We start from the raw sequence: 22,626 nt of genomic DNA on the forward strand, positions 1-22,626 counted from the left end.
TCCTAAAATTCATACCTAACTTAAGGCGCGCAAAGTATACTGTTAAACGAGAAAAATTCAACTTTTTCCGGCTTTTTTCCCTTTGTTGGTGCAGTTATGCCACGATCAAGAACAAGCCTAGTTCAATACTAAAAATTTACCGAACTTTTTATCAGTTTTATCTTTCACTCACACTCATTTTGCTTAAAATGCCTTCCAGCTGGTCTAAATCACCGAAATTGATTACCAACTTGCCTTTACCCTTTTTGTTATGGGCAATTTGTACTTGAGTACCAAAGTTCTCAGATAAGCTAGTCTCAAGGCGTTTTACATCAGGATCAATGCTGTCTTTTTGGTCTTGTTTTTCAGTGGTGGGAGTGTCGATATCCTGTTGAGTTTTCTTCACCAAGTTTTCAGTCTCGCGAACGGTTAGGCCTTTATCGGCAACCATTTTGGCAGTATCTGATTGAAGCTCACCGTCCAATGCAAGAAGTGCTCTGGCATGGCCCATGTCAATATCGCCGTACTCAAGTAAACGTTTTACATCGTCTTGTAGGGAATTAAGACGCAACAGATTAGTTACTGTGGTTCTTGATTTACCAACAGCCTCAGCAACTTGCTGATGAGTTAAGTTAAATTCAATCATTAAACGGTCGAGAGCTTGAGCTTCTTCCATGGCATTGAGATCTTCCCGTTGGATGTTCTCAATAAGTGCAATCGCCACAGCTGCTTCATCTGGTACGGGTTTAACTAAACATGGAATGGTGTCTAACTTTGCTAACTGCGCAGCGCGCCACCGGCGTTCACCGGCGATAATTTCGTACTTGTTTTCACCAATTTGACGCACAACAATCGGCTGAATAATACCCTGAGACCGAATTGAAGCGGCAAGCTCTTCTAAGGCTTCAGGCGACATATCTTTGCGAGGTTGGTATTTACCCGGTTGCATGAACTCAATAGGAATATTCTTAAGTTCGTTTTCTTCAACACTATCAGGTCTATCGTCTTGTTTTTGTTTGTCGGCGTGGCTTCTACTTGTAGCAAGCAATGCATCTAAACCACGACCAAGACCTTTACTTTTTGGAGACATCCTAGGCTCAACCTTATATTAAATTTATGTCGATTCTTTTTTACGTCGGCGCAATATTTCACCGGCCAATGCCAAGTAAGACTTCGCACCGGTAGACGATTTATCGTAATACATTGCAGGTACACCATGACTGGGCGCTTCTGCTAAACGCACATTCCGAGGAATGACAGTTCGATACACTTGGTCGCCAAAATGGCGTTTGAGTTGTTCAGAAACATCATTAGCTAACCGGTTTCTTGGGTCGTACATTGTGCGAAGTACGCCCTCTATTTTCAATTCAGGATTTACCACCGAGGCTAATTTTTCAATCGTATCCATTAATGCAGTAACACCCTCGAGGGCGTAATATTCGCACTGCATCGGCACTAATACTGAATCGGAAGCCGCTAGGGCATTCACAGTAAGTTGGTTAAGTGAAGGTGGGCAATCAATGAAAATGTAGTCGTATTTATCTTGTATCGACTCTATTGCATTACGAAGACGCAGCTCCCGCGCAAACACTTCCATGAGTTTTATTTCAGCCGCAGTAATATCAGCATTACCGGCAATAAGATGATATTTGCCGCTTGTTTCGGTAATGATGATGTCGTCTATCGGTATATCTTCAATTAGAAGCTCATAGCAGGTATTTTCAACGTCATACTTGTCGACACCACTGCCCATGGTAGCGTTGCCTTGAGGGTCAAGATCTATCAACAGCACCTTACGCTTGGTAGCAGCCATAGACGCTGCCACGTTAACTGCTGTGGTGGTTTTACCAACACCACCTTTTTGATTTGCTATTGAAATGACTCTCGCCACAATAAATTCCGTTTGTTATGAGTTAACTACCTGTGTGACTAATCAGCTCACACTTTCTCTATTGTACTTTTTGCACCACAAGAAGGTGTCGTTCACCTTGTAATGTTGGCACCGAAAGGTTTATCGAATTCACCACTTTAAAGCCTGTGGGGATTTCGTCAAGCTCAAGTTGATTTAGTTGTCCTTTTAAGGCCAAAAACTGACCTTGGGCATCAGTTAAGTTCTGACACCAAAACAACATATCTTTAAGCGATGCAAAGGCTCTGCTCAGCACGCCGTCAAGAGCTTTATCAAGTTCAAGTTCTTCAACCCGACTTTGCACTGCCTTTACGTTATCAATCTGAAGTTCATATAAACTTTGTTTTATAAACCGTATACGTTTACCTAAACTATCGACTAACAAAAAGTCTTTATCTGGATTCATTATTGCCAAGGGAATACCTGGTAAACCTGGGCCCGTGCCAACGTCAGCAAAGTATTGACCTTCTAAATACGGAGACACCACAATGGAGTCGAAAATGTGTTTTACCAACATCTCTTCCGGGTCGCGAACCGAGGTAAGATTATAGGCCTTATTCCACTTATTAATCATCAACACATAACGTATTAACTTGTCTTGTTGATCGTCAGTAATATCGAAGTTTAGGTTTTTGGATATCCTCTTAAATGAAGCGCTAAGCGTTGAATACAATGCGTCCATTATGCAGTCTTTTGCTCTGATTTAAACAACATGTTGTGCTTCTTCAAGTAAACCAAGAGCAAGGATATTGCTGCTGGGGTAATACCCGATATTCGCGATGCTTTACCTATTGTTTCTGGCCGAGCTTCTTTTAATTTTGCGACAACTTCATTCGACAATCCTGATATTTGCGAAAAATCAAAATCAATTGGAAGCAGGGTATTTTCATGCTTTAAGGATTTCGCTATTTCGTCCTTTTGACGTTCAATGTAACCAGCATACTTAATTTGAATTTCGACTTGCTCGGCGGCTTTAGGGTCGCTTATGCTTGGCCCAAAATTAGCGATATTCGTTAATTTTTCATAGGTCATTTCTGGTCTGCGTATTAATTCTTCTAAAGAATGTTCGCGGCTAATGGGAGATTTAAGTAAGGCGTTAAGTTCATCTAATGAATCATGTTTAAGATGCACCCACTGAGACTTTAAACGCTGCTTTTCAAGCTCAATACTATTCATTTTCTCTTGAAAATAGGCCCATTGTTCATCACCAACGAGTCCAATCTCTCGGCCTTTTTCAGTCAAGCGAACATCAGCGTTATCCTCACGCAATAACAGCCTATACTCAGCACGACTGGTAAACATCCGATAGGGCTCTTTGGTTCCCATAGTGGCTAAATCGTCAATCAATACGCCAATGTAAGCTTCATCACGACGTAATTCAAAGGCTTCTTTACCCTGACATTGAAGCGCAGCATTTGCCCCAGCAATCAATCCTTGAGCGCCAGCTTCTTCATAGCCCGTAGTACCGTTTATTTGTCCGGCGAAAAATAGACCGCTGATATATTTTGTTTCGAGGCTTTGTTTTAGGTCTCGAGGGTCAAAGAAATCATACTCAATAGCATAACCGGGACGAATAATATGTGCGTTTTCAAAACCGTTAATTGAGCGGACTAAAGCCATTTGAATATCGAATGGCAGACTGGTAGAAATACCATTCGGGTATACTTCAACGCTGTTTAACCCTTCTGGTTCAACAAATATTTGATGAGAATTTTTCTCCGAGAATCGCATTATCTTATCTTCAATAGACGGACAATACCGCGGCCCAACACCTTCGATCACACCAGTATACATAGGTGAACGGTCTAAACCTGAACGAATAATATCGTGTGTTTTTTCATTGGTATGGGTGATGTAACAAGGTATTTGCCTTGGATGATCTTCAACGCTACCCATGAATGAAAATACCGGTAATGGCGTGTCACCCGGTTGTGCCTGCATCTTAGAATAATCGAGTGTTCGAGTATCTAAACGAGCTGGTGTGCCGGTTTTTAAACGCTCAACTCTGAAAGGCAACGCACGAAGGCGCTCAGCCAAGGCAATGGAGGGCGGATCGCCAGCGCGTCCACCTTTATAATTTTCCATGCCGATATGTATGGTGCCACCAAGAAAAGTTCCTACCGTAACCACAACCGTTTTGGCTTTAAATTTCAATCCCATTTGAGTTACAACACCGGTAACTCGATCGTTCTCAACAATTAAATCATCGCAAGACTGTTGAAATAAGGTGAGATTCTCTTGTTTTTCTAATACTTCACGCACAGCCATACGGTATAAACTTCTATCAGCCTGAGCTCGTGTTGCTCGCACTGCAGGGCCTTTACTAGAATTCAGTGTTCTAAACTGAATACCTGCTTTGTCGGTAGCTTTCGCCATAACACCGCCCAAAGCATCAATTTCTTTTACCAAGTGACCTTTACCAATACCACCAATTGCAGGATTGCACGACATTTGACCTAAGGTCTCGATACTGTGAGTGAGTAATAGAGTTTTAGCACCCATGCGCGCAGCGGCTGTAGCTGCCTCTGTACCTGCGTGTCCACCACCTACAACAATGACATCAAAATCTTGTTGGTAAAACATGAGATATTGCCTCGATATTGAGAAACATATAAAAATTTAAAGCCCAAAAATTGGGGCGCATATATTATATGAGTTTAGCCTGTTTTTAAATGATTATTAAATAGACGCTTGTATAAGTTTTTGCTTATGAAATTAAGCCTACAAAGGCGAAAGCGCTTCGCTTATTAAATATAGAGATCTTAGATATATAGATTATTATTACTATTATTAAGCAAGCCTTTTTCTGTGTATAAGCCAATTTTACTTTTAATATACATGTACTTACAACAAGTATAAGCATGTGAGTAAGAAGGTGTAGAGTCGGTATATGATCGGTATAACTAGCTCTTTTATCCACAACTGAAAATAGTCAAAATTTGATTCAGTGGATGAACATAGCTTTAACACATCTTTGGATCGATCTTATCCACAATACTGATTAAGTTGTCATTTTATTGTGGGTAAAGTGTTCTTAACGAACTTGATTAGGTTGATATTGATTCGATGCACTACTAGGCTCTGCTTGGTCTGGCACCACTTGTTTTCGTCTACTAGGGCCTTGGAAGCGCACTTTGTAAGTATCATATTCCTTTATTGACTCAAAGCAATAAGGGCCAAGTGCAGTTTCAAGTTCCTTGAGGTTGTGATTGGTGATCAATATACAGTTTTTGTTATTTACTAATCGTTGGCGTAACAAATTTCCTAACCAACTCTGCGTATTCTTCTTTAACATACTCTGGTTTACGCATACTTCGTCAAGTATCAGGAGATCTACGTCTTGAAGTTGTTTATTGATTTCTCTGAATTTCTCTGGGGCGTTATCGCCAGATTGAAAATCGTAAGAGGAGAATCTCATTTCCAATAGGGTTTGAAGCTGTCTATACAGCACGGTGGTTTCATACTGATCAATAAGTTGGTGAGCGATGGCACCCGCAATGTGTGATTTACCTCGTCCATAGTCACCATAAAAGATCATCATATGAGCACTCGTGTTTCGCCAACTCGGGTCGGCGTGGGCAGCGATGAAAGATTTGGCGATGTTGATGGCTTCAACAACGTCCTGTGCGTCTTCTACAAGGTTATGGAAGGTCCATTTAGGGTTCAGTTCTGATTTCCCATGAATCTCTTGTACACGTTGTTGACGGGTTTCTACTTGTAGCTTCTTCACGTCTTGGTTGGCCAGACGATCGAATTCTTCACGTCGCTGTTTATAGTCAAACATGGCTTCGGGTTCAGGATCTTTGCCCAATGATTTTGCTAATTCATTGATTCTGTCATTGAGTGCTTTCATTGTTTTCCGCTGTATTTTTCTACAAGTTTTTTTACGTTGTCATCTACTTCTAAACCAGCTTCTGGCGTAATCCACTGATGACCCACTTTTGTTTGTTCTTTACTTACCGGCTGGCGTTGCCTGCGAAGTTTTATATTAAGTACAAATTTTTGCGTCCATTGGTACTGACTAAATTGTTTTTCTGGATAGCCCAACCAATAGGCAATGTATTCCCCTAATTCATCTGCAGAATACCCTTTATCAATTACGCCAACAAGCTGACAAAGCTGGTTAAAAAGTGTGGGGTCAGGATGCCAGTCGACGGTCATCTTGCCGAAACCTTGATGATGTTCATCAATAATCACTTTGGGTTCATCAGTTATTTTTAAGGGTAAAGTAATAAGATGTTGGTTTAGGCTTAGTTTAAATGAGGAACGTTCCTTGATACTCACAAGGCCAACATTTGCTAGCTCTTTTAATAAAGAGTTTACTTGACGACCAAGTTCTACAATTGGCTCTTTACTGTTCAGGAAAGCCATCACATCTTTATATAACAAGTTAATCTCGCCAGTTTTAGCATCACTTTTTGGAGATAAATAGACGCAATAAAGCGCCCGAGCATGGTTGCTCAATGGAAGTTGTAATGCATCTAACTCCAAACTGTTCATAAATTAGCTTTCTGATGAGGATAGAAATTTGGTAAACCATTCTACTGCGGTATCTTCAGGAATGGGGTGATGAAGTACATCGATATGCAGAGCGGGTGTAAGTAAAGTTGCTTTTTGTTTAGAGAGTAGCTCTTCCATTTGAATAGCTGCGCCACAATAAGTATCGTAGCTGCTATCTCCTAAACCAACGATGAGTACGGAAAAATTCGTCATATCAAGGCTTTTTAAGTCGTTTGCGAAGGCTTGAATATTGTCGGGTAAGTCACCAGCACCATGGGTAGAAGTGCAAACAACGAGAGTTCTTTCGGCAGAAATATCTGCAAGTGTTGGTTCAAAATGGCAAGTGGCTTTGTGTCCTGCTTCTTCAGCAGTTGCTTGCAGCGCTTCGGCAACATACTCAGAGGCACCCAATACAGAGCCCACAACGATATCAAAATGCATAGTTATTACCTTATTTATTATTTTCCGATACAGAAAGATGAAAATATCTTTCCTAATAAATCATCAGAACTAAATTCGCCTGTTATTTCATTCAAGTACTGTTGTGCAATTCTAAGTTCTTCCGCTAAGAGCTCGCCAGCCATATTATCTTCAAGTTGTGACTTGCCTTGTAGAATATGCTCATCGGCTCGTTGCAATGCAATAATATGACGTTGCCTAGCGATTACTTGATCTTCACCCGCTTGCTCAAAGCCCATGCATTGTTTTAAATGATCTCGCAATAAGTCGATGCCTTGATGTTGTTTTGCCGATAATCGAATTACGCTGTAGTCAGCTGAGTCATCTATACCAATAGCTTCCTTACTTTCATCACACTTATTCCTAATAACAGATATTTTTGCATGTGCAGGTAGTTTGTTATAAAACGCTGGCCAGATCTCGTTTGGTTGCGATGCTTTTTCTACATTACTGTCGACCATAAACAATATTCGATCGGCCTTTTCTATTTCTTGCCATGCTCTTTCTATACCAATACGCTCTACTTCGTCTGCGCTGTCGCGTAAACCAGCTGTGTCGATAATATGTAAAGGCATGCCATCAATATGAATGTGCTCTTTTAGGACATCACGAGTGGTTCCGGCAATATCAGTAACGATAGCAGAATCTTTGCCAGATAAGGCGTTAAGTAGACTCGATTTACCTGCATTGGGGCGGCCAACAATCACTACCGACATACCGTCACGCAGTAAACTTCCTTGTTTTGCTTGATGTTTAATAGTATCGAGTTGCTTGCAAATAAGGTCGAGGTCGCCCTGAACCTTTCCATCACTTAAAAAGTCTATTTCCTCTTCCGGGAAATCAATGGCGGCCTCCACATACATTCGTAAATGTATAAGTTGCTCAACAAGCAAATTCACTTGTTTTGAAAATTCGCCTTGAAGTGATTTTAGTGCGCTTATTGCAGCCTGTTTTGAACTGGCATTAATTAAGTCGGCAATAGCCTCTGCTTGAGTTAAGTCGAGCTTGTCATTTAAGAAAGCTTGTTCGCTAAACTCACCTGGTCGAGCCAGTCTAACCTTATTTGAGGAAACACAAGCGTCTAATAAGAGCTCCATTACCACCTGACCACCATGACCTTGCAGTTCAAGCACGTCTTCGCCGGTAAATGAGTTTGGCGCTTGAAAAAATAGGGCAATACCTTGATCGATAATCTGCTGCTGTTGGTCTTTGAAGGGAAGATATTGCGCTTGTCGAGGGGCAGGGCAGGTTCCTAATAGCTGTTCGGCGATAATACGGGCATTCGGGCCGGATACTCTAATAATGCCAACACCACCACGCCCAGGTGCAGTTGCCTGTGCAACAATGGTCTCTTTTGCTAAGTTTGCATGGTGCTGGCTCATTAACGCTTCCTATTTAGTTAATCGCGAAAGTTAGTAAACTGTAACGGCTGGCCAAGGTCTTCTTGTTTCAGAAAGGCCATAACAGCTTGCAAATCGTCACGTTTCTTGCCTGTTACGCGCAATTGTTCGCCCTGAATGGCAGTCTGTACTTTGAGTTTTTTGTCTTTTATAAGCTTCACTATTTTCTTGCCCAAAGGCTGGTCAATCCCTTGTTTGAAGCCGATTGTTTGTTTATGAGTTTTGCCGCTATGGTCTGAATCATTACGATCCATAGATGAGGTATCCACACCGCGTTTTACTAGTGCATTACGTAAAATATCCATCATCTGCTTAAGCTGAAATTCGCTTTCGGCTTTCATGATGACGGTGTCGTCTTTAAATTCGAATGACGCTTCAACACCACGAAAATCAAAACGTGTCGATAATTCTCGGCTTGCATTCTCGGTCGCGTTGCGAACCTCTTCACTGTTAAGTTCTGAAACGATATCAAATGACGGCATGGTATATCTCCTGAATTTTAGTTTCTTATTTTACGTTATTGTAGCTTGTTAAGGTTTATCTGTTTAGCACTTAAAACAAAACCCGCGAATGCGGGCTTGTTATTAGTCTTACGGTTTATGAACTTATCAATTAACCCTTCGCGCTTATTCCGCGCTTTTCCATAGAAGCATAAATGATTTTCGCTTGTATCAGTGTAATCACGTTACTCACTAACCAATACAGCACTAGACCTGCAGGGAAGAAGAAGAAGAATATGCTCATTGCCACTGGCATGAAAGTCATTATCTTTTGTTGTAAGGGGTCGGTAATAGTCATTGGTTGTAGCTTCTGCAATAACCACATACTCGCGCCGGTTAATATAGGTAGTACGTAATATGGATCGGCTACCGATAGGTCGGTTATCCAAAAGATGAAGTCTGCGTGGCGTAGTTCGACACTTTCTAAGAGTACCCAATATAAGGCTAAGAAAATTGGCATTTGTAATAGTAGCGGAAAGCACCCGCCCATCGGATTGACCTTTTCTTTTTTATAAAGCTCCATCATACCCTGTGACATTTTTTGCCTATCGTCACCATAGCGCTCTTTTAATTGTGCCATCTTCGGTTGTAGATTACGCATTTTAGCCATTGACTCATATTGTTTCTTGGTTAGCCAATACATTGCACCTTTCACAACGATAGTGACGCATATAATTGCTAAGCCCCAGTTTATGACGATGCTTTGTATCCAAGTGAGTAATGAGAATAATGGTTGCGATAACCACCATAGAATACCGTAGTCAACCGTTAGGTCTAAGCCAGGTGCTATTTCAGCAAGTACGCTTTGGGTTTTAGGGCCCATGTAGATGCGACTAGATACCTGAGCTTGCGTGCCTGATTCAACCGCAATGGGCGTGCCTGTGTAGCCAATGATGGCAAAGTTGTTGTCGACAATACGGCTAGTAATGAGGTTAGTTTGGTCTTGTGGTGGTACCCATGCGGTAACGAAGTAATGCTCGATCATGCCAGTCCATCCGCCTTTAGTCGTGGCATTTAGCTTCTCATCTTCAAAGTCACCAAAATTAAATTTAACGTATTTATCGTCTGCAGTAGAGTAGGCGCCGCCTCTGTAGATAGGCATAAACATACTACCGCCCTCTTGTTCGAGTGTAGTTTGTTTAAGTTGTGCAAACTGCGACATGCTGGCAACTGAACCGGTATTGTTTTCAATCGTGTAGTTAACATCCACGATATGTTGGTCGGCAGTGAACACAAAGGTTTTAGTGATGCTAAGACCTTCAGCAGATGACCAAGTAAGCGGCACTAATAATGTTTCACCATTTAATTCAAAGTTTGTTTTTGACGTACTATATTGTGGACGACCTTTTGGATTTGAGTCTGGGCCTTGCGCACCAACCAGACCGCTTTGTGCAATGTGCAAACGGGCTAAATCTGGTTTGAGTAGTTGGTATGAATCGTTGGAATCTTGTGTTACCGGGTATTTTACTAAGTCAGCACGAACAATATCACCGCCGACTAAGTCAATAGTAATATCTAAGGTATCGGTTGTGACTGTGATAAAACGATCGCTCGCAGTATTTATTTCAGCTTGAGCTGTTTGAGCTTGTGGGCTCGTCGGAATGTCGGTCGCGCTAGCGGTTGAAGCGCTTGGTGCAGTAGTAGCACTTGGTATTGAGCTGGTCGTTGCCGAAGGAACACTCGGTATTCCTTGGTCTGCAACAGTTTGCGCAGGAGGAGTTAGAGGTTGAGGCCCATAAGTCTCCTGATATTCAATCCATAATAAGTAACTTACTAACAGTAGGCCTATAATTAATAAAGGTCTTTGCGATTCCATATAATTCTCAATTTGAATGTTTATTTTTAATTACGTCGGTTTTTATCTTTCGTTTTTGGCACATAGTCAAACCCGCCAGGATGAAGCGGATGACACTTCGAAATTCGCTTCATTGAAAGCCAAGTGCCTTTTATTAAGCCGTGTTCGGTTAATGCTTGGTTGGCATAGCAAGAACAAGTTGGATGAAATCGACAATTTTGGCCAAGAATAGGAGATATGAGGACTTGATAGCCCTTTATCAAGGAACGAAACGGCAAAGTCGCGATAGATGATGACCCAACTGACTGAGTACTTTTCTGTCTATTTACTTCTTTTGAGTTTGCTGTTCGCATCGTTTACTCATCTTTAGCCATAATTTGTCGAGTTGCCGAGCAAGTGATTTTTTATCCATCTGCCCAATACCGTGCTTAGCTATTACGATAATATCAACATTTGGTAGCTGATGTCTTTGTATTCGGAAGCTTTCTCGAACAATTCTTTTGATTTTATTTCGATCTACGGCGTTTCTTACTTTCTTTTTGGGTACAGTAATACCTAGCCTTGGGCCGTTGATAGTGTTAAATCGTGCAAGAACGGTGATGTGTGGAGAAACTGCAGGAATAGCATCTTCGAAAACGAAGGAATAGTTACTGGGAGTCAGCAAACGTGACTCCCGAGGAAAAGCATTGCTTAAGTTGTTAATATTGATTGCTCAAGTATTAAGCAGAAAGCTTAGCTCTTCCTTTAGCTCTACGATTAGCTAGTACTTTACGACCGTTTTTAGTGGCCATGCGAGCACGAAAGCCGTGTGAGCGTTTACGCTTTAAATTACTTGGTTGAAAAGTTCTTTTCATGACCTGATCTCTACTTGTTTCAAATTAATAATGGAGCGCTTTAGAAATTGCTGAGTTAGTAACTGCTCGTAGCAATTCGTAAAGTATGCTCTGAAATGGACGCGGAATATTAGAGATCATTATTTACTTTGTCAACGATTATCTGCTCTAGATCATTAAAAATAAGGCTTTCAGTTGAATTTGGTCATTACAAATTGCGAATTGTGCATAAATTGTCAGTAAGTGCTAGATTTATCCACAATTCGAGACTGAAATTTATACACCTTGGCACAATTAATGCGTTAATTTTGCTTTGGTAGGGCTAAAAATCCATAAAGATGATGATTTTCATCAGGTTATCCCCAGATAAAATTTATATATAACAACAAGATAGTAGTAATGGCCATTTTAGACTCAAAAAAACTATTAGAAAATGCATTTAGCTGTGGATAAATAGGCGCATATGCCATATTCTAGTCGCCCTTTTTCGAAAGGTGATTAGAATTTTATTGCACGTCAGGGAGTAGTTACATTGAGCATCAATTGGGATCATTGTTTAGACGCTTTGAAAGAAGAACTTCCGTCTGAGCAATTCAACATGTGGCTAAAACCGCTTGGCGTCGAATTCACAGGGGATGCATTGCACCTGTTTGCAACCAATCATTTTGTACTTGATTGGGTGCGTGATAAATATCATGGTCTTATTACCGAAACACTTAAGTCTTTATATGGAGAGGATGCACCTAGCCTTGTCATTACGGTTCGCGCTCCTAGGCAGGCTAATACACCTTTCGGCTCACAAGTCAGTGGTGGGCAGCACGCTAGCAGTGGTCAATACGACAACCGGTCGCATGATGCCAATACGAACAGGCTTAACCCTCAGGGTCAGGTTGCTAGTGGGTCAGCTCATCATCAAGGCAATGCACAGGCTAATGGTCAAGGCCATGCAGCGAATCAGAAAAATTTGGCTAATCATGCTACTTCTTCGAGCAGCAATTCAGGCATTAACAAGGGAAGTATTCCTAATGTAAGTGTAGATGATGCTACTAATAGGAATAGACATTCTTCAGGTGCTCATAGTCACGCAGAAATGCAGGTTGAGTCGAACCCTTTTTTAAATAAGCATCATGCGGGCCGTGAAAGCAATCATTCAAATGTGAATACAAGTGGGCAGGTAAGTACTAATAGTGTACCGAATGGCGATTTTAGTTTCTCTCAAAATCAGCAGCATGTTTCGCATGAACATCAGGTCAACCAAAATGGTGTTCAGCATTTTCAGGAAGGTGTCGCTAGGGCACCTATACCACTCTCAGACGATCATAAAAGCAACGTCAATCCTGATTACACTTTCGATAATTTTGTTGAAGGTAAATCAAACCAATATGCGCGTGCTGCTGCAATACAGGTTGCAAATAATCCTGGTAAATCCTACAACCCTCTTTTTCTGTACGGCGGAACGGGTTTAGGAAAAACACATCTTACTCAAGCGGTAGGCAATGGCATTCTCGCGAACAAGCCTGATGCGAAAATCGTATATATGCACAGTGAACGCTTTGTACAAGACATGGTAAAGGCTCTGCAGAATAATGCCATTGAAGAGTTTAAACGGTTTTATCGTTCGGTCGATGCTTTGTTAATTGACGACATTCAATTTTTTGCCAATAAAGATAGGTCACAGGAAGAGTTTTTCCACACTTTTAACGCTCTATTAGAAGGCAATCAACAGATTATTCTCACATCAGATCGCTATCCTAAAGAGATAGACGGCGTAGAAGATCGTTTAAAGTCTCGTTTTGGCTGGGGGCTTACGGTCATAATTGAGCCTCCTGAGTTAGAAACTAGAGTAGCAATATTAATGCGAAAGGCGCTTGAGTTTAATATTCATTTGCCAAATGAAGTTGCGTTCTTCATGGCGAAGCGCTTGCGTTCAAACGTCCGAGAGTTGGAAGGTGCATTGAATAGAGTCATTGCTAATGCAAATTTTTCGGGTCGTCCAATCACTATCGATTTTGTTCGCGATGCGCTACGTGATTTACTTGCCTTACAGGACAAGTTAGTTACTATTGATAACATACAAAAAACAGTTGCCGATTATTATAAAATCAAAGTTGCTGATATACTTTCGAAAAGACGCAGCAGAAGTGTTGCTCGGCCGCGTCAAGTTGCGATGGCATTAGCGAAGGAATTAACAAATCACAGCTTACCAGAGATTGGAAATGCCTTTGGAGGGCGTGACCATACAACTGTCATTCATGCGGTAAGAAAAGTTGATCAGTTACGCAATGAAAGTCATGATATAAAAGAAGACTATAAAAACCTAATTCGTACGCTTTCTTCATAATAATTTTAACGAGAAGACAAAATGAAATTTACTATTAGCCGGGAAGGCTTTCTACAGCCACTTCAACTTGTTTCTGGTGCAGTTGAACGCCGTCATACTTTACCGATATTATCCAACGTACTTATAAAGGTGAGTGAGGGTACACTATGGCTGACTGGTACTGATTTAGAGGTTGAGTTAATTTCGAGTGTTAAATTGTCAGGGTCGTTTACTGATGGCGAGATAACTGTTCCCGCAAAAAAATTAGTCGATATCATTCGTGGTCTTAGCGACGATAGTAGTATTATTTTTGAGGTAGAAGAGAACAAAGCGATTATCAAGTCAGGGAGAGGTAAGTACACCTTATCAACCTTGTCTGCGAATGATTATCCGAATCTAGAAGATTGGGATGGCGAAGTAGAGTTTGAGGTAAAACAGTCAGACTTAAAAAATCTAATCGAACGTGTTCATTTTTCGATGGCCCAGCAAGACGTACGCTACTATCTCAATGGCATGAGTTTAGAAACTGAAGAACACTTAGTACGTACAGTTGCTACCGACGGTCACCGCCTAGCGCTTTCCACCCTAACCTATGAGGCGGCATCGCTTCCGGCTCGTCAGGTGATAATTCCAAGAAAGGGTGTGCTTGAAATCATCCGTTTGATTGAAGACAACGATACATTGGTTAAAGTGCAAATTGGTAGCAACCACATACGGATTTACTCATCTGCTTTTATCTTCACTAGCAAGTTGGTTGACGGTCGTTTTCCCGATTATCGTCGAGTGCTGCCGAAGGAGTCAGATAAGGCCGTTTGGTCTTCCCGCGATCTGTTGAAGGCTGCGTTCTCTCGCGCCATGATACTCTCTAATGAGAAGTTTAAAGGTGTGCGACTTAACCTAGTGTCTGGCGAGTTAAAGATAACAGCAAATAACCCTGAGCAAGAGCAGGCTGAAGAAGTCGTTGATGTTAACTACGACGGTGGTGATTTGGAAATTGGCTTTAACGTTGCCTATTTGATCGACGTTATGAATGTACTTCAATCCGAAAACGTTGTATTTAATTTGTCTGATGCAAACGCTAGTGCACTCATACATGCTGAAGGTGATGAGTCTGCTTTGTACGTTATCATGCCTATGCGCCTGTAGGTAATAGTGCTTTAGCATATATTTAATGCACCTCTCTTTTTTGCAACTTGCTCATTTTAGAAATCTGGAGCAAGTTGCTTTCACTCCTTGTAATTCACTCAATATCATTCACGGTTTTAATGGTGCTGGAAAGTCCTCTGTGTTGGAGGCTATCCATCTATTGGGTTTCGGTCGATCTTTTCGTACTAGTAGACAAAACTCTGTGGTTCAACACGGTAAAGTAACAGCGACAGTATTTAGTAAACTAGTAGACGATAATGGTGATGAAAATCGTATTGGTTGCTCGCGACATAAATCAGATGGTTTTGAGTTTAGTCTCAATGGAGACCGCACTAGGAAGTTGTCTGAAGTTGTTCGGAAAATTCCGATGCAGATCTTCACGCCACAGAGCAGTGATCTGATCATTGGTTCTCCTCTGTTACGAAGACGATTTGTCGATTGGGCCTTGTTCCACGTGGAACAAAATTTTGCGAATATTAATTCGGCATACACCAAGACACTCAGTCAAAGAAATGCATTGCTGAGAATACACGCAAATGAAAATTCTTCACCAGACCCTCAGCAGATGAATTATTGGACTGAGGCCTTGGTCCGGTATGGTAATATGATTTCTGAAGCAAGAGAGGGCTATTTGGATGCAATTAATTCGCAAGTTGTTGCACTTTATAAGCAATTTATGCCTGAGTTCAAAGTAGAACTAAGGTATACTAGTGGTTGGGAAAAGGGACGTAATTTCAATGATGCGTTGAAGGATAAATACAAACGTGATTTGCAATACGGATACACCACAGTCGGGCCCCACAAAGCAGATATAAAATTCACAGTGAATGGCTTTAGTGCCGCTGAAAATTTATCTCGAGGCCAACTAAGAATACTAGTGTCCATATTGCAAATTGCGCAAATGAAAATGTTTTCAGAACTTAGCAATAAGTCTACGATTTATTTGGTTGACGATATTGCCGCTGAACTCGATGAAAAAACACGGGAATATTTTTTGGATTTGATATTGGAAACTGGAACTCAAGTGTTCGTGACCGCTATTGAACCTTCGCAATTCAACTTCACAAATAAATATAATGATAAAAAAGTGTTTCACGTGGAACATGACCAAGTGAACGAGGAGTAACAAATGTCAGAACAGAATTACGATTCTTCCAGTATTAAGGTTTTAAAGGGCCTCGATGCAGTTCGTAAGAGACCAGGTATGTACATTGGCGACACTGATGATGGAACCGGTTTACACCATATGGTTTTCGAAGTCGTCGACAACTCAATTGACGAGGCCTTAGCTGGTCATTGTAAAGATATCGTTATCAAAATACATTCTGATGGTTCTGTATCTGTAAGTGATGATGGTCGGGGAATCCCTACTGAAATTCACCCAGAAGAGGGTGTATCGGCAGCTGAAGTCATCATGACCGTTCTTCATGCCGGCGGAAAATTCGATGATAACTCATACAAGGTTTCTGGCGGTCTTCACGGTGTGGGTGTCTCTGTTGTAAATGCGTTAAGTAAAAAACTGACTATCAATATTCGTCGAAATGGCCAGATTCACGAACAAGAATACGATATGGGTGTTCCCGTTGCCCCTCTTGTACAAACGGGTTCTACCGAGGAAACAGGCACGACTATACGTTTTTGGCCAAGCGAAGAAACTTTTAGCGATGTTCAGTTTCACTACGACCTATTGGCAAAACGCGTACGCGAGCTCTCATTTCTAAACTCCGGTGTATCAATCATACTAGAAGATGAGCGTGATGGACGTCGTGATCATTTTCACTATGAGGGTGGTATCAGAGCCTTCGTTGAGTATCTAAACACAAATAAAACAGTGGTTCACCAAAAAGCATTCTATTTTGAACTAGAAAGAGAAGATGGCATAGCCGTAGAAGTTGCTATGCAATGGAATGATGGTTTCCAAGAAAATATATTTTGTTTTACCAATAATATTCCTCAGCGAGATGGCGGAACCCATCTCGCCGGTTTTAGAGGCGCACTAACACGTACCCTAAATAACTATATGGAGAAAGAAGGGCACAACAAAAAACAAAAAACCAACGCTAGCGGTGATGATGCACGTGAAGGTTTGACTGCCGTGGTTTCTGTAAAAGTCCCTGATCCAAAGTTCTCTTCGCAAACAAAAGATAAACTTGTTTCTTCTGAAGTAAAATCTGCAGTTGAAAGTGCAATGGGTGAAAAACTCACAGACTACTTAGTAGAAAATCCATCTGAAGCACGAATTATTGTTGGTAAGATAATCGATGCGGCTCGAGCGCGTGAGGCAGCACGAAAAGCACGTGAAATGACACGAAGAAAAGGTGCTTTAGATTTAGCGGGCTTGCCTGGAAAGCTTGCAGATTGCCAAGAGAAAGATCCAGCATTATCTGAACTGTATATAGTGGAGGGTGATTCTGCTGGCGGTTCCGCAAAACAAGGCCGTAACAGAAAGAATCAAGCAATACTTCCGCTCAAAGGTAAGATCTTGAACGTCGAAAAAGCACGCTTCGACAAGATGCTATCATCTCAAGAAGTTGCGACACTAATAACTGCTCTAGGCTGTGGTATAGGGCGCGATGAATATGACCCAGAGAAGCTGCGTTATCACAGTATCATCATAATGACCGATGCCGACGTAGATGGCTCTCACATCAGAACTCTGTTGTTGACCTTCTTCTTCCGCCAAATGCCTGAAATGATAGAGCGTGGACATATCTTTATTGCACAGCCGCCGCTATATAAGATCAAAAAGGGTAAACAAGAGCAATACTTAAAAGACGACGACGCGAAAGATGCGCTACTTACCTCTATTGCAGTTGATGGCGCTAGCTTACATGTAAGTGAAGATGCACCGGCTATTACGGGTCTTGCGCTAGAAAATATGGTTAAGCTATATCAAACTACACAGACAATGATTTCGAGAATGCATCGCAGAATGCCTGTGTCTATCTTGAAACAGTTTATCTATACCGATGTGTTGAGCAAAGAGACTTTAGCAGACAAAGCAAAACTAACCGCATTAGGCGAGGCCTTGGTGTCTCAACTTGCGACTGCAGAAGACGATGGGCAATCATTTACCTTCAACGTAAATGCTGTCGAAAACGGTCTAAATGAGCTTGAATTAGTGATGAAAATGCATGGAATAGACTATAGCTACCACATAGCATTACCGTTTGTAGAAAGTGCGGAGTACAAAAAAATAAGAGAGCTAAATGAGACTATTAATGGTCTTATGGAAGAAGGTGCCTACGTAAAACGTGGCGAAAAAACCTTAGCCGTGACTAGCTTCGAAGACGCCTTAGATTGGTTGATGAAAGAGGCACAAAGAGGTCAATATATTCAGCGCTATAAAGGTCTAGGTGAAATGAACCCAGAACAACTCTGGGAAACAACCATGGACCCAAGTTCGCGCCGTATGCTTCAGGTTAAAATCGAAGACGCTATTACTGCCGACCAACTCTTCACTACCTTAATGGGCGACCATGTTGAGCCAAGAAGAGACTTCATTCAAACCAATGCACTAAACGTTGAAAACTTAGATGTGTAATTAGTTTGAGCTAGAAAGAAATAATTACACCAACAAAAAAGGAGCTTATTAACGCTCCTTTTTTTATCTATATTGTCGCGCCCTAGAATATATTCACGGGCATATTTTTAAGCTTCGTAAACTTTAGGAAGTGGCCCTAGTTCTGAGCTCGTTTAATAACGAGTTCAGGTTCGCTATTGTCAGAAATATCAAAAATAAAGGTGAATAGGCCAGTTTCTGCAGGTACAAACTTTACATTCTGACTGGTATCTTCACACGCCAATTCGACTTTTTCATATAAATCAATCGCTTGTGATTCATACTCAAAGCCGCAGCTCAGCCTTGGCGACCAATCAGCATCGGCAATTTTAAAATCGTAGGGCTGGCCATCAGCTATCAGTTCAATTGTAAGCTCATAAGTACTTGGATCTACTTTGACAAACTTAAATTGCTCGCTAGCTTCCCACCAACTTATCGTACCGCGCAAATACATGTCTTGATAATCACGCGTTTCTTCAAAATTAATTAGGTCTAAACCTGTCGTAGATGTGCAAGCGCCCAAACCGACTACACTTACGAACAATGCAATTTTTGCGACCCTAGCGCCGTGCCTCTTCATACTACTATGCACCTTCTTGCCTCTTTAAACTGAAATCAATGAAACATCGGCTACAGATAGGAAAAGTTGTCTTGCCTTACCCACTAACGCAACCCTATTTGCCTTAACGCGCTCATCCTCAGCCATTATCATGACGTCGTCAAAGAAAACATTGAGAGGCGTTTTAAGCACGCTTAAAGACTCGAGTGTCTTGCTATAGTCGAGTGTTTGAGAAAAACGCGCTACGGTCTTCTCAGCGTCTCGCAAGCAATCGTATAATGCAGTCTCTGCCGATTCACTAAAGAGTCTACTATCTATATCAGGTAGCCTATGCAACTCAATATTGTTTTTATTCAGTATGTTGGCAACGCGTTTGTTCGCGGCAACCAAATCTGAAGCGCTATCCAATGCTTTGAAGTCGTTTACTGCTCTAATTCTTGCATCAACGTCAACTGCGGTCGAACAACCTTGCGACATTGCCGCACTTACCACATCTCCTGAGATACCTTGGTCATGATAAAGCGGTCTGAAACGATCTAACAGAAAGCTAAATACTTGCTCGGATGTGTCACTGTTAGATAATTTTGAACCGTAGATATTTACCACCGCTGAAATTAGGTCTTGAAGATTAAGTGAAAGCTTGTTTTCTACTAAGATCCTTAACATACCAATCGCGGAACGTCGCAACGCAAACGGGTCTTTGTCACCCTTAGGAAGTTTACCAATACCAAATATGCCGACTAAAGTATCGAGCTTTTCTGCTAGTGCAAGCATGGTACCCGTCTCCGTGCTCGGCAGGTTGTCACCTGCAAAGCGAGGTAAATATTGCTCCTCGATAGCTTTGGCCACCTGTTGGTTTTCACCATCATGAATGGCGTAATGATAGCCCATAATACCTTGTACACTTGGAAACTCCATGACCATATCAGACAAAAGATCAGCTTTTGCAAGTTGCGCAGCTCTCACAGCATCTTTGCTATTGTGGCCAAGTGATTCAGCAAGATACTGCACTATCTTAACTAAGCGCTCCGTTTTATCTGCAACAGTACCCAGGTCTTTTTGAAATAATACCGAACCTAATTTATCAGCCTTGCTCTCTAAAGTTGTCTTTTTGTCGGTGTCAAAAAAGAACTTCGCGTCTGCAAGGCGAGGGCGTATCACCTTCTCATTTCCATGAATTACCTGACTTGGATCTTTGCTTTCAATATTGGAAACGAACAAAAACTGACTAGAGAGTTCGCCGGACTCATCCAAAAGCGGCACATACTTCTGATCGTCCTTCATTGTATAAATGAGCGCTTCCTTTGGTACTTCTAAGAAATCAACATCGAATCTAGCATCCAGAATAACTGGCCACTCAACTAATGACGAAATTTCTTCCAATAGGGCAAGATCAAAGTCGGCTTGAAGGCCTAACTCAGCAGCTCTTTTGTTCAAACCAGCCTGAATAAGATCAACACGTTCTTTGTAGTCAGCGATAACAAACTGCTTACGAAGCTCGGATGCATAGTCATTAGCATGCCCAAGCGTGAAACGGTGATCGCCGTGGAAACGGTGACCAGAGAGCTGATTTCCGGAATTTAGACCAAGTAACGCTAACTTTATTATACGAGCACCGAACATGACGGTGAAAGTATGCACAGGGCGAATGAACTCTGCAGAAGAACTGCCCCAGCGCATCGCTTTTGGGATTGGTAGCTTTTTAATTGTCTGATTAATAACATCTTGCAATACATCGTCTAATTTTTTGCCCTTCACATCCGCGACGTGCAATAGCCACTCGCCTTTGTCGGTCTTTAGTCGTTGCGCTTGGTCAACATCGATTCCGTTTCCACGAGCCCAACCCATAGCCGCTTTTGTAGGATTACCATCTGCATCAAAGGCAGCTGAAACCGATGGCCCGCGCTTTTCAATCTTCGAGTCCGCTTGCTGTGATTCACAATCAACGATGCTCACAGCAAGTCTGCGAGGTGCAGCAAAAGACTTAACACTGCTAAATGAGAAACCCGCTTTAGACAGCTCATCACTGATATTTTGAGTAAAACTATCTGACAGCTTCTTTAATGCTTTTGGTGGCAACTCTTCGGTTCCCAACTCAATGAGCAAAGTATCGGTAACAATATTAGTAGCACTAGTCACAATTAAGCCTCCTGCGTTGCGTTGGTATTAACACACAAAGGAAAGCCAAGCGCTTCTCGAGAAGCATAGTACACTTCGGCACAAGCTTTCGATAACGTTCTAACTCGCAAAATGTAACGTTGACGTTCTGTGACTGAAATAGCGTGCCTAGCATCGAGTAAATTAAATGCATGAGAAGCTTTCATCACCTGCTCATACGCAGGCAATGCGAGCTTTTCTTCAATCATCTTGGCACTAGCCTTTTCGCATTCATCGAAAGTGTTAAATAAAAACTCAATATCAGCATGTTCAAAGTTATAAGCAGACTGCTCAATCTCATTTTGCAAAAATACGTCGCCATAGGTAACTTTACCCAATGGGCCATCAGTCCATACGAGATCATAAATACTATCAACGCCCTGAATATACATAGCTAAGCGTTCTAGCCCATAGGTAATTTCTCCTGTGACTGGCTTGCACTCTAAGCCACCCACCTGCTGAAAATAAGTAAACTGCGTGACTTCCATACCGTTTAACCATACTTCCCAGCCCAATCCCCATGCGCCGAGAGTCGGTGACTCCCAATTGTCTTCGACAAAACGGATGTCATGAACAAGCGGGTCGAAGCCCAACATCTCAAGAGAGCCTAGATAAAGCTCTTGAATGTTACTCGGAGAGGGCTTAAGCATGACTTGAAACTGATAGTAGTGTTGCAGCCTGTTAGGGTTTTCGCCGTAGCGACCATCGGTCGGGCGACGGCAGGGCTGCACGTAAGCACTATTGATTGGCTCTGGGCCCAAGGAACGTAGGAAGGTCATTGGATGGAAAGTACCTGCTCCTACTTCCATGTCTAGAGGCTGAATAATGACGCATCCTTTAGATGCCCAGTAGTCTTGCAACGCTAAAATTAAGCCTTGAAAAGTCTTACTATCGTATTTCTGCATGAGTGCTTGTTTCTTCTTTCTTTACTGATGAATGTGATGAGAGCACTCAGGCTTAAAAAGCACAGAGCACCCAATGATGATACGTAGTATAACGTCTAGCGCGGGGAAATGGTAACCCTGTACTGAGTAAAAAGACCTTGATTATGAGATATCCCTTAAACCTTGAATTCTCTTAGTAATACAAGCTCTTGTTGGATAGCTGATTCGGCTTCACTCTCTAGTTGTTGGCGCTCTTTGTCTTGTGCTCTACGTTCCTTTTTGCTCAGCGCGTTCCTTGCTTCATGGGTGGGGAACTTTCTGACACCGTCGAACAACTTATGAATAGCTGGGTAATGCTCAGAGTAATCAGGAATGTTTTCAATTGGCAGTGCTTCTAGAAGCCGACAAATCCGAATCGCTCCCTCGGAGTAGTCGCACTGTTGCTGTTGCATAGCAAAAGCAATAGTTTGAATACTATCAACCATGCTGGTAATGCGTTTATTTCTTGCATTAAGTTGTCGCTGGTTTTGTTGCTTTAATAAAAACAATAGCTTGCCAGCATATATACCTAGAGCAACTATAATAGTTGCTGCCAATAGCCAAAGAATAATTTCAGTCATTAT

Annotated in this window: 21 protein-coding genes and 1 pseudogene; 5 read left to right on the forward strand and 17 right to left on the reverse strand. The window is 41.8% G+C overall.

Annotation, left to right across the window (positions count from 1 at the left end; translation table 11 throughout):
• Nucleotides 1-157: 157 nt before the first annotated feature.
• The 13 genes from ISG33_RS14655 to rpmH form a co-directional block, all read right to left on the reverse strand.
• Nucleotides 158-1,069, reverse strand: a complete 912-nt coding sequence (locus tag ISG33_RS14655) for a ParB/RepB/Spo0J family partition protein (protein WP_195734342.1) — start codon at nucleotides 1,067-1,069, stop codon at nucleotides 158-160.
• Nucleotides 1,070-1,093: 24 nt separating this feature from the next.
• The gene (locus ISG33_RS14660; protein WP_195734343.1) at nucleotides 1,094-1,870 is read right to left on the reverse strand and encodes a ParA family protein; all 777 of its coding nucleotides are present in this window, start codon (nucleotides 1,868-1,870) and stop codon (nucleotides 1,094-1,096) included.
• A gap of 58 nt (nucleotides 1,871-1,928) precedes the next feature.
• On the reverse strand, nucleotides 1,929-2,570 hold the full coding sequence (rsmG, locus tag ISG33_RS14665; protein ID WP_195734344.1) for a 16S rRNA (guanine(527)-N(7))-methyltransferase RsmG: 642 nt from the start codon (nucleotides 2,568-2,570) through the stop codon (nucleotides 1,929-1,931).
• Nucleotides 2,570-4,471 (reverse strand): tRNA uridine-5-carboxymethylaminomethyl(34) synthesis enzyme MnmG, encoded by a 1,902-nt coding sequence (gene mnmG / locus ISG33_RS14670; RefSeq protein WP_195734345.1) that lies wholly within the window; start codon nucleotides 4,469-4,471, stop codon nucleotides 2,570-2,572. Before mnmG ends, rsmG begins: the two co-directional genes overlap by 1 nt.
• Before the next feature lie 451 nt (nucleotides 4,472-4,922).
• The gene (locus ISG33_RS14675; protein ID WP_195734346.1) at nucleotides 4,923-5,741 is read right to left on the reverse strand and encodes a DnaA ATPase domain-containing protein; all 819 of its coding nucleotides are present in this window, start codon (nucleotides 5,739-5,741) and stop codon (nucleotides 4,923-4,925) included.
• Nucleotides 5,738-6,388, reverse strand: coding sequence for a DnaT-like ssDNA-binding domain-containing protein (locus tag ISG33_RS14680; RefSeq protein WP_195734347.1), 651 nt, complete (start codon nucleotides 6,386-6,388; stop codon nucleotides 5,738-5,740). Before ISG33_RS14680 ends, ISG33_RS14675 begins: the two co-directional genes overlap by 4 nt.
• Nucleotides 6,389-6,391: 3 nt before the next feature.
• On the reverse strand, nucleotides 6,392-6,829 hold the full coding sequence (locus ISG33_RS14685; RefSeq protein ID WP_195734348.1) for a flavodoxin domain-containing protein: 438 nt from the start codon (nucleotides 6,827-6,829) through the stop codon (nucleotides 6,392-6,394).
• A gap of 17 nt (nucleotides 6,830-6,846) precedes the next feature.
• Nucleotides 6,847-8,229: a tRNA uridine-5-carboxymethylaminomethyl(34) synthesis GTPase MnmE gene (mnmE, locus tag ISG33_RS14690; protein WP_195734349.1), complete on the reverse strand. Its 1,383-nt coding sequence runs from the start codon at nucleotides 8,227-8,229 to the stop codon at nucleotides 6,847-6,849.
• A gap of 17 nt (nucleotides 8,230-8,246) precedes the next feature.
• Nucleotides 8,247-8,729 carry a YajQ family cyclic di-GMP-binding protein gene (locus ISG33_RS14695; RefSeq protein WP_195734350.1) on the reverse strand — a complete coding sequence of 161 codons (483 nt, stop codon included), beginning with the start codon at nucleotides 8,727-8,729 and terminating at the stop codon, nucleotides 8,247-8,249.
• Nucleotides 8,730-8,859: 130 nt separating this feature from the next.
• The gene (gene yidC, locus ISG33_RS14700; protein ID WP_195734351.1) at nucleotides 8,860-10,563 is read right to left on the reverse strand and encodes a membrane protein insertase YidC; all 1,704 of its coding nucleotides are present in this window, start codon (nucleotides 10,561-10,563) and stop codon (nucleotides 8,860-8,862) included.
• Between the two features lie 26 nt (nucleotides 10,564-10,589).
• Nucleotides 10,590-10,805, reverse strand: coding sequence for a membrane protein insertion efficiency factor YidD (gene yidD, locus ISG33_RS17205; RefSeq protein WP_370545339.1), 216 nt, complete (start codon nucleotides 10,803-10,805; stop codon nucleotides 10,590-10,592).
• Nucleotides 10,806-10,867: 62 nt separating this feature from the next.
• Nucleotides 10,868-11,245 carry a ribonuclease P protein component gene (gene rnpA / locus ISG33_RS14710; protein WP_195734437.1) on the reverse strand — a complete coding sequence of 126 codons (378 nt, stop codon included), beginning with the start codon at nucleotides 11,243-11,245 and terminating at the stop codon, nucleotides 10,868-10,870.
• Nucleotides 11,246-11,261: 16 nt separating this feature from the next.
• The gene (gene rpmH, locus ISG33_RS14715; RefSeq protein ID WP_014110684.1) at nucleotides 11,262-11,396 is read right to left on the reverse strand and encodes a 50S ribosomal protein L34; all 135 of its coding nucleotides are present in this window, start codon (nucleotides 11,394-11,396) and stop codon (nucleotides 11,262-11,264) included.
• A 511-nt stretch (nucleotides 11,397-11,907) separates the two neighbouring features.
• Here rpmH and ISG33_RS17375 point away from each other — a divergent pair.
• The 5 genes and pseudogenes from ISG33_RS17375 to gyrB form a co-directional block, all read left to right on the forward strand.
• Nucleotides 11,908-12,084: pseudogene (locus ISG33_RS17375) on the forward strand (DnaA N-terminal domain-containing protein); the annotation flags it as partial.
• A 255-nt stretch (nucleotides 12,085-12,339) separates the two neighbouring features.
• Nucleotides 12,340-13,716, forward strand: coding sequence for a chromosomal replication initiator protein DnaA (gene dnaA, locus ISG33_RS14720; protein ID WP_498043316.1), 1,377 nt, complete (start codon nucleotides 12,340-12,342; stop codon nucleotides 13,714-13,716).
• A gap of 21 nt (nucleotides 13,717-13,737) precedes the next feature.
• Nucleotides 13,738-14,841 carry a DNA polymerase III subunit beta gene (gene dnaN, locus ISG33_RS14725; RefSeq protein ID WP_195734354.1) on the forward strand — a complete coding sequence of 368 codons (1,104 nt, stop codon included), beginning with the start codon at nucleotides 13,738-13,740 and terminating at the stop codon, nucleotides 14,839-14,841.
• A gap of 25 nt (nucleotides 14,842-14,866) precedes the next feature.
• Complete coding sequence (gene recF / locus ISG33_RS14730; protein WP_195734355.1) at nucleotides 14,867-15,967, forward strand: DNA replication/repair protein RecF; 1,101 nt, start codon at nucleotides 14,867-14,869, stop codon at nucleotides 15,965-15,967.
• Between the two features lie 3 nt (nucleotides 15,968-15,970).
• A complete protein-coding gene (gene gyrB / locus ISG33_RS14735; protein ID WP_195734356.1) occupies nucleotides 15,971-18,385 on the forward strand; it encodes a DNA topoisomerase (ATP-hydrolyzing) subunit B in 2,415 nt (804 codons plus the stop codon).
• Between the two features lie 136 nt (nucleotides 18,386-18,521).
• Here the strand turns inward: gyrB and ISG33_RS14740 are convergent, their stop codons facing one another.
• The 4 genes from ISG33_RS14740 to ISG33_RS14755 all read right to left on the reverse strand — a co-directional run bounded on the left by ISG33_RS14740 (nucleotide 18,522) and on the right by ISG33_RS14755 (nucleotide 22,623).
• Nucleotides 18,522-18,983, reverse strand: coding sequence for an early set domain-containing protein (locus ISG33_RS14740; protein ID WP_195734357.1), 462 nt, complete (start codon nucleotides 18,981-18,983; stop codon nucleotides 18,522-18,524).
• 24 nt (nucleotides 18,984-19,007) lie between these two features.
• Complete coding sequence (gene glyS, locus ISG33_RS14745; protein ID WP_195734438.1) at nucleotides 19,008-21,083, reverse strand: glycine--tRNA ligase subunit beta; 2,076 nt, start codon at nucleotides 21,081-21,083, stop codon at nucleotides 19,008-19,010.
• 20 nt (nucleotides 21,084-21,103) lie between these two features.
• Nucleotides 21,104-22,024: a glycine--tRNA ligase subunit alpha gene (gene glyQ, locus ISG33_RS14750; protein WP_195734358.1), complete on the reverse strand. Its 921-nt coding sequence runs from the start codon at nucleotides 22,022-22,024 to the stop codon at nucleotides 21,104-21,106.
• A gap of 155 nt (nucleotides 22,025-22,179) precedes the next feature.
• Nucleotides 22,180-22,623, reverse strand: a complete 444-nt coding sequence (locus ISG33_RS14755) for a DUF2489 domain-containing protein (protein ID WP_195734359.1) — start codon at nucleotides 22,621-22,623, stop codon at nucleotides 22,180-22,182.
• Between the last annotated feature and the right edge of the window lie 3 nt (nucleotides 22,624-22,626).

The organism is Marinibium conchae (genome assembly GCF_015595035.1).
Lineage (GTDB): Bacteria > Pseudomonadota > Gammaproteobacteria > Enterobacterales > Alteromonadaceae > Glaciecola.

Bases quoted from the DNA above. Each gene is read 5' to 3' on its own strand.
- ISG33_RS14655 (WP_195734342.1), bottom strand. From the start codon at position 1,069: ATGTCTCCAAAAAGTAAAGGTCTTGGTCGTGGTTTAGATGCATTGCTT.
- rsmG (WP_195734344.1), bottom strand. From the start codon at position 2,570: ATGGACGCATTGTATTCAACGCTTAGCGCTTCATTTAAGAGGATATCC.
- mnmG (WP_195734345.1), bottom strand. From the start codon at position 4,471: ATGTTTTACCAACAAGATTTTGATGTCATTGTTGTAGGTGGTGGACAC.
- ISG33_RS14675 (WP_195734346.1), bottom strand. From the start codon at position 5,741: ATGAAAGCACTCAATGACAGAATCAATGAATTAGCAAAATCATTGGGC.
- ISG33_RS14680 (WP_195734347.1), bottom strand. From the start codon at position 6,388: ATGAACAGTTTGGAGTTAGATGCATTACAACTTCCATTGAGCAACCAT.
- ISG33_RS14685 (WP_195734348.1), bottom strand. From the start codon at position 6,829: ATGCATTTTGATATCGTTGTGGGCTCTGTATTGGGTGCCTCTGAGTAT.
- mnmE (WP_195734349.1), bottom strand. From the start codon at position 8,229: ATGAGCCAGCACCATGCAAACTTAGCAAAAGAGACCATTGTTGCACAG.
- ISG33_RS14695 (WP_195734350.1), bottom strand. From the start codon at position 8,729: ATGCCGTCATTTGATATCGTTTCAGAACTTAACAGTGAAGAGGTTCGC.
- yidC (WP_195734351.1), bottom strand. From the start codon at position 10,563: ATGGAATCGCAAAGACCTTTATTAATTATAGGCCTACTGTTAGTAAGT.
- rpmH (WP_014110684.1), bottom strand. From the start codon at position 11,396: ATGAAAAGAACTTTTCAACCAAGTAATTTAAAGCGTAAACGCTCACAC.
- dnaN (WP_195734354.1), top strand. From the start codon at position 13,738: ATGAAATTTACTATTAGCCGGGAAGGCTTTCTACAGCCACTTCAACTT.
- recF (WP_195734355.1), top strand. From the start codon at position 14,867: ATGCACCTCTCTTTTTTGCAACTTGCTCATTTTAGAAATCTGGAGCAA.
- gyrB (WP_195734356.1), top strand. From the start codon at position 15,971: ATGTCAGAACAGAATTACGATTCTTCCAGTATTAAGGTTTTAAAGGGC.
- ISG33_RS14740 (WP_195734357.1), bottom strand. From the start codon at position 18,983: ATGAAGAGGCACGGCGCTAGGGTCGCAAAAATTGCATTGTTCGTAAGT.
- glyQ (WP_195734358.1), bottom strand. From the start codon at position 22,024: ATGCAGAAATACGATAGTAAGACTTTTCAAGGCTTAATTTTAGCGTTG.
- ISG33_RS14755 (WP_195734359.1), bottom strand. From the start codon at position 22,623: ATGACTGAAATTATTCTTTGGCTATTGGCAGCAACTATTATAGTTGCT.